Source organism: Geothermobacter hydrogeniphilus, assembly GCF_002093115.1.
In the GTDB taxonomy this organism is placed as follows: domain Bacteria; phylum Desulfobacterota; class Desulfuromonadia; order Desulfuromonadales; family Geothermobacteraceae; genus Geothermobacter_A; species Geothermobacter_A hydrogeniphilus.
This window is the reverse complement of sequence record NZ_NAAD01000003.1, coordinates 143,075-154,835: the sequence shown is the minus strand read 5'-3', so window position 1 is coordinate 154,835 and position 11,761 is coordinate 143,075. Positions and strand designations below refer to the sequence as shown.

General features: G+C 61.4%; 9 protein-coding genes. 3 read left to right on the top strand and 6 right to left on the bottom strand.

The features are described 5' to 3' along the window. Nucleotides 1-3 precede the first annotated feature (3 nt). Nucleotides 4-1,911, top strand: a complete 1,908-nt coding sequence (gene selB, locus B5V00_RS04125) for a selenocysteine-specific translation elongation factor (RefSeq protein ID WP_085009494.1) — start codon at nt 4-6, stop codon at nt 1,909-1,911. Between the two features lie 3 nt (nt 1,912-1,914). Further along, nucleotides 1,915-2,088, top strand: a complete 174-nt coding sequence (locus B5V00_RS17120) for a hypothetical protein (protein ID WP_172399617.1) — start codon at nt 1,915-1,917, stop codon at nt 2,086-2,088. 405 nt (nt 2,089-2,493) lie between these two features. On the opposite strand, the gene B5V00_RS04120 is transcribed toward B5V00_RS17120, so the two are convergent. From B5V00_RS04120 to B5V00_RS04110, 3 genes are all read right to left on the bottom strand, one after another. Next, a complete protein-coding gene (locus B5V00_RS04120; protein ID WP_085009493.1) occupies nt 2,494-2,898 on the bottom strand; it encodes a hypothetical protein in 405 nt (134 codons plus the stop codon). A gap of 29 nt (nt 2,899-2,927) precedes the next feature. Beyond that, nucleotides 2,928-4,121, bottom strand: coding sequence for a vWA domain-containing protein (locus B5V00_RS04115; protein ID WP_085009492.1), 1,194 nt, complete (start codon nt 4,119-4,121; stop codon nt 2,928-2,930). A gap of 152 nt (nt 4,122-4,273) precedes the next feature. Beyond that, the gene (locus B5V00_RS04110) at nt 4,274-5,335 is read right to left on the bottom strand and encodes a hypothetical protein (protein ID WP_085009491.1); all 1,062 of its coding nucleotides are present in this window, start codon (nt 5,333-5,335) and stop codon (nt 4,274-4,276) included. Nucleotides 5,336-5,594: 259 nt separating this feature from the next. Between B5V00_RS04110 and B5V00_RS04105 the strand changes: the two genes are divergently transcribed. Then, on the top strand, nt 5,595-5,807 hold the full coding sequence (locus B5V00_RS04105) for a Sec-independent protein translocase subunit TatA/TatB (protein ID WP_085009490.1): 213 nt from the start codon (nt 5,595-5,597) through the stop codon (nt 5,805-5,807). Between the two features lie 152 nt (nt 5,808-5,959). On the opposite strand, the gene B5V00_RS04100 is transcribed toward B5V00_RS04105, so the two are convergent. From B5V00_RS04100 to B5V00_RS04090, 3 genes are read right to left on the bottom strand one after another with little or no spacing between them, the layout of a single operon-like run. Continuing rightward, nucleotides 5,960-9,913, bottom strand: a complete 3,954-nt coding sequence (locus B5V00_RS04100; RefSeq protein ID WP_085009489.1) for a cytochrome c3 family protein — start codon at nt 9,911-9,913, stop codon at nt 5,960-5,962. 17 nt (nt 9,914-9,930) lie between these two features. Further along, nucleotides 9,931-10,398: a cytochrome C gene (locus B5V00_RS04095; protein ID WP_085009488.1), complete on the bottom strand. Its 468-nt coding sequence runs from the start codon at nt 10,396-10,398 to the stop codon at nt 9,931-9,933. Between the two features lie 29 nt (nt 10,399-10,427). Further along, nucleotides 10,428-11,714, bottom strand: a complete 1,287-nt coding sequence (locus tag B5V00_RS04090; RefSeq protein WP_085009487.1) for a hypothetical protein — start codon at nt 11,712-11,714, stop codon at nt 10,428-10,430. Nucleotides 11,715-11,761: the final 47 nt, after the last annotated feature.

Here is an 11,761-nt window from a genome sequence, read left to right as displayed (position 1 = left end):
TTCATGCCTGAACCACGCCACATCATCATCGGCACCGCCGGCCATGTCGACCATGGCAAAACAGTCCTGATCAAAGCCCTGACCGGGGTCGAAACCGATCGCCTGAAGGAGGAGAAGCAGCGCGGCATCTCCATCGAACTCGGTTTCGCCCCCTTCCGCCTGCCTGACGGTACCCTGGCCGGGGTGGTCGACGTCCCCGGCCACGAACGTTTCATCAACACCATGCTCGCCGGTATCGGCGGCATCGACCTGGTGCTGCTGGTAGTCGACGCCAACGAGGGGGTGATGCCGCAGACCCGCGAGCACCTGCAGATTCTCCAGCTGCTGCAGATACCGCGCGGCATCATCGTGCTGACCAAGTGCGACCAGGCCGAAGAGGATCTTATCGACCTGGTGGAGGAAGAAATCCGCGACGAGGTCGCCGGCAGCTTCCTTGAGGGAGCGCCCTGCTGCCGGGTTGCCGCCATCGACGGCACCGGCATCCCGGACCTGGTCCAGACCATCGCCGCAGAGGTCCGCCGGATCGAACCGAAACCGGCCGACGGGCCCCTGCGGCTGCCCATCGATCGCCATTTCAGCGTCGCCGGTTTCGGTACCGTGATCACCGGCACCCTGCTCAGCGGCCGGGTGGGCACAGGCGACCAGGTCGACGTGCTGCCGCGGGGGCTGCAGGTGCGGGTACGCGAGGTGCAGGTGCATGGCAGAAAGGTCGAAACAGCCGCGGCCGGGCAACGGGTCGCCCTCAATCTCGCCGGTCTCGACCGAAGCGTACTGCGACGCGGCACGGTGATCGCCACACCCGGTATCTTCACCCAGACCCGCCGTCTCGACGTGCGTCTCAGCCTGCTGGAAACCGCCCCCCGCCCGCTGCGTTTCCGCGACCCGGTCCACCTGCTGATCGGCACCGGCCGGGCGGTCGGCCTGGTCGCCCTGCTCGACCGCGATGTGCTCCGTCCCGGCGAGAGCGCGCTGGTCCAGATCCACCTCGACCGGCCGCTGGTCGCCCACCGACAGGACCGCTTCATCATCCGCTCCTACTCGCCGGTCACCACCATCGGCGGCGGCAGCGTGATCGATCCCAAGCCGGCCCGCCACAAGCGCTTCCGCGATGAGGTCATGCAGGGACTGAAAGAACTCGAATCGGGAGAACGGGCCTTTCTGCTGCAGAAACTGCAGGAACTCTGCTGCGCCGGATTACGCGAACTTGAAACCGCGTCCGGACTCGGCCGCGACCGTATCGAGGACCACCTGCAGGCGCTGGCGGAATCCGATCTGGTCGAAGACCTGGCGGGACAATGGACGGCAGGTGAAACCTCCCGGCACTGGCAGAAACTGCTGCTGAACGCCGTCAGGAAATGGCACCGCGACCAACCGCTGCAGCCGGGGATGGCCAAAGCGACCCTCAAGGGAGTTCTTCCCGGACAGCTGAAACAGAAAGGCTTCGACGCCCTGCTCAACCGGCTGCTCGTATCAGGCGAGCTGGTGCAGAACGATGAATGGCTGGCAGAAAGAGGGTTCGAGATCAGGATCGACCCGGCCATGCAGAAACAGCTGGACCGCATCGTCGAACTCTACCGCAGCGCCGGTCCGCAGGCAAAAAACCACCGGGAAATGCTCGGCCAGATCGGTATGACCCTGGAGCAGGCGGAACCGCTGCTGCAGTTGCTTTTCAACCAGGGTATCCTAGTGCGGCTGAACGAGGAAAATTTCCTCCACAGCGACAGCTATCGCAAAGCTCTCGACCTGCTGAAAAACCATTTCGCCGACGAAAAGACGCTCACCCTCGCCCAGTTTCGCGATCTTTTCGGCTCGGCGCGCAAGCAGGTCCAGGCGCTGCTCGAATACTGGGACGCAAAGAAATACACCCTGCGGCAGGGGGATGAACGCGTAGCCTGGAAACTTCCGGAGTGAACCTTGACCTTCGCCTGCATCAACTATGACGCCAATGACGACTGCTGCCGCAAACTCGGCGGGGAATGCATCCCCGGCCGGCGCGGCTGTGTTCTCGACGGCCAGGTGACCCTCAGCGACGAGCTGCGCAGACGGGTTGATGAATTGGAGAAGAAACAGGGAAAATCGAAGGATTAGGCCACCAAAAGCCAAAACCTGAACCCCGTGTCTCACGCCCGTTCATTGCATTCGCTCAAGACGCAGAGATCACAGAGAGAAACATCCCACCATGACCTTCTCCGCGCTCTCTGCGTCTCGAGTGAGCGGAAGCGAACGGGCGCGAGGCCGCTTTTCGGTTTGTCTGTCCCGATGAACACGGCAGCTATGTCGCAGGGCCACAACGCTTAAGTTGGCGGAAAAGAACCGCTCCCGCACTGCCTTCTACGAAGAACGACCGCTTCACCCTTCCCCACCGGTTCAAGGGCGAGGGATTTTTCGTCAAATCAAGGCGCGGTCCGATGAGTGCGGAGGCGTAGCGGCAGCTACGTCGCACAAGCGAAGAGGACCGCAACGCAGAGTTGGCGGAAAAGAACCGCCCCTACCTCACAAATCGCCGGTCAGTCGCTGTAGTTCTATAACCTTCGGATTAAGCCCGCTGACCACTTCGACGATCTGCCGCAATCCCGGCCAGTCGACTCCTTCCTCTTCGTCCCGCCCCTGGAACCAGGAATGTCCTTTCGGCAGACAGGTTGGACCGCCGCCCTGAATCAGCGCCACGTCGACCAGGTCGTTGACCCGCCCCTCGGCCTCCCAGGGGTCACGGTAATTGTACTGGCGGGCAATAATATGCAGTGCCAGGCCGTTGGCAAACACCGCCTTGACCTCGAAGGAAAATTCCCGCGGCGAACCATAATGCTCCGTCCGGCCGCCGCGCGACATCACCCGCGCCCCGGCGGCTTCGACCAGTTCACGGACCGAGTCTTCCGTCATCGCTTCAGTCTGCTGCATCTCCCATCTCCCATCTCCCATCTCCCATCTCACGTCTCATCCCCCAAACGCAGTTCCACTCCCCAGTCGGCCGGCTTGCGACCGTCGGCGGTCAACACCCAGAGGGTGGGGATTGTCATTGTTTCCGGTGCCTCGCCGTAACCGTCGGTCAGGTAGATGATGGCTGCCGGTTGCGGCCGCATCTCGCGGGCATAGTCGAACACCGGGCGCAGATCGGTGAAACCGCCGCCATGGAAGACCTCGTGAACCGCGTTGCTGCTGGAAAAACGCCTGATCTGCTGGATACGGCTGCCGCTGTAGAGAACCGTCAGCAGGCTGTCACGACCGCGGGCAATCTGCAGCAGTTCCCGGGCAAAACTTTCACGGAGTTCGGGCGCCATGGTCGAATCGGACACATCGATGCCGACCAGCAGGTTGAGCCGCCGTCGCTTGCGTTGCCCGGGAGTCTCATGTCCGAAACGGCGATGCTCGCGTTTCCAGGTACCGCTCCGGCCGACCCGGCCGGCAGTGGCGACAAACTGGCGCAGCACCTCGCGCCAGGGAATGGCCGGCGGCGCGAGATAGTCGGCGACAAGGGCCTCAAGCCCCGCCGGCACCGCGCCGTCGCTTTTACGATGAGCATCGCGCACCAGTTGCCGCACCACCTGTTCCGCCAGTCGCCGCGGGGTGCTGTCCGCCTCCGGCCAGTCGCGGTGGTCATCAAGCCGGTTACGCTCCTGCGCGGCCCGCGCCAGTTCCTGCTCGGCATCCCCTTCGCCGGCAGCCTCGCTCCCCTGGGCGCTCCGGTCAGCCTCTCCCTCCCCCTCGCCGCGCTGGTTGCCGAGCCCGAAACGACGCAGAAGAAGTTGTTCATACTCCTCGGCCGCCAGGCCGTCCGGCAGGTCATATTGTGCCGGCAGGGTGGCGTAGTCTGGAAGGTTCTCTATGGCCGGATTGATCGCCAGGTCGCAGGCGATAGCCCAGACCAGCGGATGGCGTCCCTTGCCGCGCAGCGGATGGAGGTGCAGAAGGTGCAGCAGCAGATGCTCAAACAGTGCCTCCTGCACGTCCGGAGGATGTTGAACCAGGACGTCGTCGCCGCAAGTCAGGACCGGGGTGCCGTTCTGCAGATGCAGGCCGAAGCTCTCGGCATCCCCGCCGCGACGGTCGCAGGCGAGCAGCAGCTGGCCGTAAAAGGGGCGCTTTTTCAGCAGGCGGATGATGGCATTCTGCAGAAGTTCCATGACTTAAACCAGGGACAGCGCCCTGTTTTGGGTTACCACGGAGAACGCATGTCTCGCGCAGAGGCGCAGAGTCGCAGTCGTCCCGACAAAGAAAGGAGCCGCCCCTGATTTTTGATTTTCCTGGCGTCTTCGCGCCTTGGCGGCCCTCAAACTCAAGAGGCCTCTCGACTCAAGGCCGCAATAGCGTCATACACCACCGCGTCGTGTTCGTCCCTGGCGAGAATAGCGGCGACGGCAGGAATCTTCAGCAGCGACTTGACCAGCCCGAACCGCAGATCGCGTGGCAGCACCGCGATGCAGGCGACCAGGTTGGCCTCGCCGGTTTCATCCAGCTCCGGAGAGGTTTCCAGGGTGCTGACCAGGTCGCTGAGGGTCGCCGCCAGCAGGTCGTGGCGCTGTCCCCTGACACGTTCGGCCACCTTGTCCCAGTTCTCCAGGATTTCCCGTCCGGTCACCGGGCGATCCTTCCTTTCACGGCACCACTGCATAAAAGCCACTGCCGCCTCCTGCCCGATGATACCGGCATAAACCTCCATCTCCAGTTCCCGCGGCAGGCGACAGTGTTTTTTCAGGGTGCTGACCATCTCCCAGGCCCGTTCGGTCGGTTCCACCTGCAGGTCAAGGGGACTGCCCTGCCGCGCCAGCAGCGCCGGACTGGCAGAGAGAAACTGCTGCACATCGCCGTCGAAATCCCGGCTGCGGGCATGACGCGCCCAGCACCGGTAATCGGTCTCGACATAGATCAGCACCATGCGATCCAGCAGGGCGCGGTCGAGGGTCGCCACCTGGTAACTGCCGTCGGGCGGATTGATGGAGACCACCACCCGGTGCTTCGGATCGAGCCGATGGGTGTGCAGCGCCCGGCGCATCCCCTCGGCCGGCGGTTCGACGAACTGAAAGATCGCCTGCAGGGTATCCTCCTGCTGGGCACGGTTGAGTTCGTCGCAATGGACCACGGTCGGCGGCGCGTCATCCCCGGGCCACCAGGAGGGACGCGACCAGTGCATGGTGTCGCCATCCCGCCAGGGAATGCCGACCAGGTCGCCAACCTCCATCTGACCGAGACGCAACGAGACATAGTCGCGTTCAAGATCCCTGACCGCCTGGATGATCCCGGCCGTTTTGCCGACCCCGCGGTGCCCCACAACGCAGGGTGTCAGGTCGGTTTTCGCCAGCATCTCCTTGAGAACCAGCTTCATCTGTTCGATATTCATGAAGAAATTCCTTGATTCATGAGCCGCCCGCTCACGCTGTTCGCTCAAGACGCCAAGGGCGCCAAGAAAGTCAAAACCTGTTTAACATCCACCCTCTCCTGCTCTGCGTATCTCCGTTAAAAAAGGTTTTCTTGGCGTCCTTGGTGTCTTGGTGGCCAAAGATTTTCAAACCAATAGCTGACAATTGCAGTCAGGATAACGCAAAGAAATCCGGATGTCCATCCTTGCCAGTTGCCCCCGTCTGGGCTAGGATGCGGTCATGTTTGGACTCGGCTGGATGGAAATCGGAATACTCGTCCTGATCCTGGTGCTGGTCTTCGGCCCGGGGCGGGCCGGGGCGATGGCGGGCAAGATCTTCGGCACGGTGAAGAAGGTCGATGAGGCCAAGCGCAGCGTTCTCAGCCCGACGGGGCTGCTGGAACGGTTCCTCGGCGGCCAGAAACCCGCCGACAAACCGGAGAAGAAAGACTAATCCGACTGCACACCGAGGAAAACGACAACATAATAATCGAAGGGGGCGGGCACCACAGGTACCCGCCCCCTTCTTCATCTCTCAGCAGGGGTGAACATTGCCACTGCCGACGACTTTCGGTTTGAGATATTTCTTCATCATCTTCTCCCTCCTTATGGAATGGTTCCGTTGTCCGGAGCGCTGCCGCCGCCGGCGCCCCACGGGGTCACCCGGTTCCAGCCATCCCCCCCCGCATTCGTAAAGCTCGGATCTTTCACCCGGTGACAGTTCTGCGCCGAGGTTGAGTTGGACCAGGTGACACCGATATTCTCGGTGCTCGGCGTTGAAGCCCCGTCACCATTGCTGGTGTTGGGGATGGTCTGGAAATCATCATCCCAGGTGTTGTGCTTGGTATCCAGACAGTTGGTGATCATCAGCCTCGGCAGGCGCGAGGCGTGCGGGTTGTGACACTTGGAGCAGGTGAACTCATGCACACTGGTATCGAGTCCGGTATCGGTGTTGATGTCATTGTTGTTCAGATCCTGCCAGGAGTAGTCTTTAAAAGCATAGTTCTCCGTTGATCCGTCCAGACTCGGCAACAACTGCCAGCCGTTGCTGTGCAGGCTGCGGAAACCATACCCCCGACTCCCGTTGTAAGAGTAATACCCCATGTCGGGACGACCCGAATCATTTTTATTGTTACCGATCCCTGACGGGTTGCGGATCGCTGCGGTGAGGATATCGGCAGCGTTGGTGCCGCCTCCGCCCTTGACGGCGGCCGAGTGGCCATTGGTGCCGACCCAGGCCTGCGCGGGATCACCGAATTCATTGAGAGTATCGATTTCGCCCGGATCCCATACCCCGTTCCCGTTCAAACTTGGATCGCCGGTATTTGCGTGGCAGAGTTCACACAGTCCCCCGAACTGATCAGCGCTCCAAGTATTGGGTCTACCATTATTCTGGTCGATCTGGTAGCCGCCGGTCTCGTTGTTGCTGATATCCCCGCGCGGCACCGGACCATAGCGGTTGTAAATATTGTAAGTGTGCCCGGACTGCGGGGCGCCGTCCTCCGGATAGGGGTTCCCCTTCCAGGTACCGCGCAGGTAGGGCGCGTTCGAGACATTGTCACCGGGAGCCTGGTTGCGGTCATGGACATCGTGGCAGTAGGAACAGCGAATCTGGGCGACGTTATCGACCCCGGGGCCGGTGACCGCCGGATTGACCGAATGGGTCGAGCTGACCTGGCCGGTCTTGTAGGCGAAATCAGGGGTCGCCGATTTCCACCAGGCGTTGACCCAGTTCGAGGTGACAGTCGTGGTGCCGGCATCGGCATAGATCTGGCCGTAATCATAGCCGACCAGGCCGGTATTGACCGTGCTGTTGGTGCCCCATTCACTGATTTTCGGATTGAAGCTGTCATGGCAGCCCCAGCAGATCTCGGCCTCGGTGGTCTGGCTGGTGGCGTCACCGCCGAGATAGATGCCGCCGTGACTGCTGTAGTTGATGCCGACGGTCGGGTTATTGGGAATGAACACCACCTCCGGTTGTACCGGGGTTCCGGCACCATGCAGGGTGCCGCGGGTACCGCCGGGGTGGCAGTCTTCGCAGTTCCCGCTGGTATGTAAATTTTGACCTATCTTCACGATCGGTGCGCCGTTGGCGCCGTTGTCATGACAGGACGCGCAGGTAAAACCGCCATAATTACCAAGGGTGATCGGCAACCCGGAGCTGTTCGGGAAGCGATGGTTGGCGTCGTTGCCGTGACAACTGTTGTTGCAGCCGCCGAAGGTCGGATCGGCGGGATTGGAAACATACTGCAGCTGGCTGTTGATGTTGATGCTGCCGCTGCTGTGGTCGGTGGAGACGTTGTAGTCACCGGTCGGCAGATGGGCGCTGTTACCATCATCCTTGGTTCCATGGCAGAGCTGGCATTCATTGTGGTTGGCCAGCAGGGCTGCACCGCTGTCATTGAAAAGATGGCTGACGGGCGCCGCCGGGGTACTGTCGGCATTGCCGTCCGGCGGGTAACCATGACAGGCATTGCAGCCAGCAACCGACTGGCCGTAATCGCCTTCGACAATGGTATTACCGGAGCCACCGCCAACCGGGAACCGGTGGCTGGCGTTGTCGCCATGGCAGGACTGGGCGCAACCACCGGTGGTGGTGCTGTAGCCGTAGTTGATATTGATATTGATGCTGCCGTTCTGATGGTCAACGCTGGGGTTGTAGTTGACCGCCGGAGCGTGGGCTCCGGTGCCGTCATCCCTGGTCCCGTGGCAGACGGCGCAATCGTCGTGATTGGCGAGCAGCTTGACGCCATTGTCGCTGAACAGATGGGTGACCGGCACAATCGCCGGCGCGCCGAGTACCGGGCTGGTATCCGGCGGATACTGATGACAGGACGTGCAGCCGCTGCCCGCTCCGTAGTCTCCGTTGGCGATGGTGAGCCCGGAGACATTGGGCAGTTGATGGGCGTTGTCGTTGGCGTGACAGGCCTTGGCGCAGCCGACCGTTCCCGGGTCGTAGGCGGCGCCGGTATTCGGTGCCGGGCCGTTCATCTCGATCTGCCCGTCCAGGTGATCCCCACCCTGGTTGTAAGTCGCGGAATTGCGGTCAAACAGGGCGTAGTTGCTGTTCTTGACCGTCAGGCGGCCATTGCCGTCATCCCTGGCGCCATGACAGACCGCGCAGGTTTCATGCTGCGGGACACCGGTCACATCGGTGAAGTTGCCGCCGCCCGCCTTGGTGGTCTGATGGGCGACCGGAGTCGTCGAACCGGTCAGATCCGCCGTACCGTCAGGCGGGGTACCGTGGCAGCTGGTGCAGTCAAGGCTGGTGAACACTCCCTGGATCAGGTGACAGCCGGTACAGGCCGGGGCCGCTCCGCCGCTGTCGCCGACGCTGACATTGTGGCACATGGCACAGGCGGTGGTGACATTACCGGCCGCGAAATGCGTCCGCCGGGTCTGCCCGTCCTGATTGAAGGTCCAACGGTCCGAATCGGGATGCGCCGTTCCCGCCTTGTGGCAGGTTTCACAGCCGTTCAGCAGACCGCCGATCTGGACATTGAAACGGGGGTTGCTTCCCGCCGCGGTGTTGGTCGCATGACAACCGGCACAGAAAGACAGGTTGGCCTTGGCGTCAGGACCGTGCCCCGTCGGGCCATCCGGATTGCGATAACTGCCGTCGGTCGGATGGGGCGCGACACCGGGGCCGTTGGCATGACAATTGTTGGCGGTGCCGTTGGCATTGGTGAAGTTGCTGGAAAAACAGCTCGGTGCGCCCGGCTTGGGTCCCGGCCCCCCGGAAGACACCCTGTGGCAGAGAACGCAGGCCTCGTCGCGGGTGACCTGGTCGGTGGTCCGATGGGAGGAGAAATAGGCCGGATCGATCCCGGGAACACTGCCGCTGCCCTGCCATTCGGTCGGATGCGCCTGTGCCGCCGGGTGGCAGGCAAGCTGCGAGCAGGTGCCGTTGGGATTATTGATGATATTCGGATCGGCAACCATGCCACCGTCAAAGGTATTGGACGGTCTGCCGTGACAGTTGCGACAGACCAGTTGGTTGTTGTTGTTCTGGTTGGCCCCCTTGGCCTCGGGCCCATGGTTGGCCGGATCACTGAAATTGCCACCGGCATGGGACTGCGGTGCCGGTGGCCCGGTGGGATGACAACCATTGGTGATGGCGTTGTCGTTGGTGAAACTGGTCGAGAAACAGCTCGGCCCGGTCGGGCCGGAACCGTTGCCGCCCTTCAGGGTGGCGCCGTGGCACTCGGCAGTAGCGCAGGTGGTCCAGCTGACCTTGTCGTCATTGTGGAAATGGCGATGTTCGACAAATGGCTCGGCCCCGTTTGCCGACCAGCGATCGGGATGTACCGAGAAATTCGGTGCCGAGCCGAGATGACAACTTCTGCAGGCCGGGGCACTGCCGCTGCCTTCGTAGTTGCCGCCATGACAACCGGTACAGCTGGCCGGGTCGGCGCGGTAATCAGCTTTATGGGTCAACACCCAGCCGTCCGGGTGAGCGGTACCGAGCAGAGGCGCGTCGGAACTGCTGCTGGAACAGCCGTAAAGCAGGGCACCCAGGAGCGATATGGCAAATAGTATCGACAGAAAACGCTTCATCATCCTTCCCTCCTGTGGCTCTAGCCGTGACAGGTCACGCAGGTCGCTGCGGCCTTGGGATTGCCATGACAACGGAAACAGGACGTCGGGTCGACCCGGCCGTCGATACGGTGACGGCTGAGATAATCGCCCCGATGCGGCATGCGCCGGACGTTATCGGTCTGGTGCCTGAGTGACGGCTTCAGTTCCACCCGGGTGGCATGACAGTCGTTGCAGAAGCTGGTCTGGTGGCAGAGGGCGCAGACCCGTTCTCCCTGGTAGGCAGCCTGGCGGTGGTTCTCTCCCCAGGTCGGACCATGCACGAAACGCTCGAAGGGAATGTCCCCCCGGGCGTCATGACAGTTGGTGCAGACCTTGGGCTGTTCGCCGAGGTCATCAGGTGAAGGGTGGTTGTTCGGCAACTGGAAGCTGTTGTTCATGGTCGAGCATGCCGCCAGAACGGCAAGGCAGATAATCAGAACCGCAAGCGGGGAGAAGATCTTCTTCATGGTCGGACTCCTGTCGGGCACAAACGGCATCAAAGACCGTGATCGTAATTGTAAGTCAGGCTGAGCAGACCTCGCAGGTCGTCATCGAAATAGGGGTCCTGGCTGTAGTCACCGGAAAGCTTGACCCGCAATCGACCGTCCAGGAAAGTCTTGCCGGTCCCCAGGGAAACAAACAACGAGTAATCCTCGCCGTAGATATCCTGATCGTAGCTCGCGTAGACGATATCGCCGGTCAGGAAATCAAGCCAGAGCTTGTCCCCCAACTGGTCAACCGTCGCGAACAGGCGGGTCAGCAGGTAGGTGTTCTTGCTCAGGTCACCATTGAGGTAGCCGACTTCACCACCAAGATCGGTGGCTTCTCCGGGATGCCAGGTGGCCGCCAGACCGTAGTACTGGTTGCCGTCGGCCTGGTCGTAGTCGTAGTACTTGAATTTGCCGACGAAAGTCCAGGCCTCCGACTGGAGCCAACTCAGATCGATGCCGTAGATATTGATCTCCTCGTCACCGGTTCCCAGCACCCGGAAGGGGTTAACGCTGTTGGCCCCGGTCGAGAAGTAATCCGCGTAATTGAACATCTGGAAGAAAGGACGAAAACGGAGACTCTCATAGGGGATGTTCAGTTCATAGGAATGTTCGGCGAAGCCGTTGCTGTCGAGGTTGTAACTGGAGTTGCCGAAAAAGTTGATGCCCTTCGGCAGGTAGAGGGCGATATCGACACCGGCCATCTCCTCGGCGGTATCGCTGTCATTCTGGATATTCTTGTAGGAGAGCCCGACTTCGCCGAGACTCATCTTGTGCAGGGCGACCCGACCGCCATAGATGCTGTCGCCGCTGCGGCCGCTGGTCGAATCAAGCCCGACCGGCTGACCGGCATAGATCGAAGCGGAAATATTTTCGCTCAAATCTGAACTGAGGCGCAGACCGTCAACCGATTCATTGGCCACCCCCTCAAAAATATACTGCCGACCGAGACGGACATTGAGATTGGCGTTTTCCCGCTTGTACTCAAGATAACCGTAAAGCAGTTCCCCGGCATCGGCAGCCTGGTAAAAATCATTGTCGGCAAAATCGTAACGGCCCCAGCCGTAGGCGTGAAACGAGAGCCCGGCCTCCGAAAGGCTGCCCATGTCAACCTGCAGGTATTCGTACCCCGGAGAGACCAGTTTATCGGTACCGCTCGTGGTATCCCGCTCAAAAATCCGCAGCAGGGTATCGGACTGCACCCGCAATTCGACCGCGGCACTGTTCATCGGCAGTGCCAGCAGAGCCAGAACGGCCAGCAACAGCCCCCTGGCTACACAAAAACGCACTTTCATCGGGGAACCTCCTCATCGGCCGGAAAAACGATCCCGGCATCCACAGT